This window comes from Streptosporangium oxazolinicum (assembly GCF_039537505.1).
GTDB classification, from domain to species: Bacteria; Actinomycetota; Actinomycetes; order Streptosporangiales; family Streptosporangiaceae; genus Streptosporangium; species Streptosporangium oxazolinicum.
Genome location: NZ_BAABAQ010000037.1, coordinates 1 through 931, shown reverse-complemented (window position 1 = coordinate 931; position 931 = coordinate 1). Strand labels below are relative to the sequence as shown.

The window sequence follows — 931 nt, the reverse complement described above, 5'->3', positions numbered from 1 at the left end:
GTGAATCCGAGGGTGGCGGTGGAGACCACGTTGCCGTGGGTGCGCCGGCCGGTGGCCGCGTCGATCGCGGCGTAGGTCAGTCGCCCGTCGGGCTGCACCCCGTACACCGAAACCTTGCCCGCGGGCGCGCTGATGTGGGGAAGTATCGTGTTCACGATGATCTGCGCGTCAGCGGCCTGGACCTGGTAGCGGTCCGGGAAGGCCGACACCTGCACGCCCTGCGCCACCTCGCCGACCGGCTTCGTCTTCCAGCTGTCGTTCGGGTAGACCCGGAGCATCTTGTCGAGAAAGGCGTTGGTCGCCCACGTCGGGTTGAGCCGCTGGGACGCGCTCCCCCAGGATGCCCGCTGCTGGAACAACCCGAGGCTGTCGTGGTCGACCTCCTCGCTGATGTTCTGGATGCTGGTTTCCACGATGACCGTGGCGATGGCGATCACGGCCGCGCGGGCGTCCAGGCCGCGGTCCCGCACCGCCTTGATCACCATGCGCGCGCAGGACACGCGATAGGCGGACATGTAGCCGCGCATCTTGGCGCCCAGGGTGCTGTTGAGCTGCGTGGCCAGCGCCGCGTCGGTCGCCGTGGTGCCGTTGGAGTCACAGGCGGCGAGCTGGTAGGCGGCGTCGACGTCCGAGGCCGCGGGGGGCGTGGGGGGAACGGGTTCCGCCGTCGCGGGGTACGCGGTTCCCGACAGGCCGAAAACGGCGACGACGGTCGTGACCGTGATGGCGGCACGGGACAGGAGAGAACTGAACATGGGGAGGTTCCTTCACGAAGAGCGGCCACTACCGGCCGGGAGGAGGTGGGGGGTTAGCTGACGGTGTTGGGCTGGGCGGACAGGAGGGTTTGGGACCAGCCGTTGGTGTCGACGGTGCCGTGGCCGGTGATGTCGTCGCCGTTGCCGTCGTGGGGGTTGAGGTCGCGGTAGCGGTA

General features: G+C 69.1%; 1 protein-coding gene. It reads right to left on the bottom strand.

What is annotated here, in order from left to right:
• The coding region (locus tag ABD817_RS39405; protein ID WP_344923571.1) for a hypothetical protein at nucleotides 1-755 on the bottom strand (755 nt) is incomplete at its 3' end.
• Nucleotides 756-931: the final 176 nt, after the last annotated feature.